Below are 261 nucleotides of genomic sequence, written 5' to 3'. Positions count from 1 at the left end.
GCATGTTTTCACCAAGGTCCGGACGAATACCTGTAAGAGTTTTTGTGTTGTCTGTGAGTTTGTCTGTCAAGTCAACCTTATGCCATCGCCATCCAGCCCCTAACAATACCTTCTTACAACGCTGTGCATCTGTATCAGATATTCTCTTATCCCCTGCAAAAGGCGAATCTGCAAATTGGTAGTGCAGAGCAATTTCAAACGGGTGTGTTGATGTTCCGTTTTCAGCAGGAACTTGCTTACCTATCAGGTCGCACTTAATGA

1 protein-coding gene is annotated in these 261 nt (G+C 44.4%); it reads right to left on the bottom strand.

The genetic code is table 11. The annotated features are described in order from the left end of the window. On the bottom strand, positions 1 to 261 hold a 261-nt coding region (locus tag Y882_RS20690), incomplete at both ends, for a hypothetical protein (protein WP_211259260.1).

The organism is Dyella japonica DSM 16301 (genome assembly GCF_001010355.1).
GTDB classification, from domain to species: domain Bacteria; phylum Pseudomonadota; class Gammaproteobacteria; order Xanthomonadales; family Rhodanobacteraceae; genus Dyella; species Dyella japonica.
This window is presented reverse-complemented; position numbering and strand designations above follow the sequence as displayed.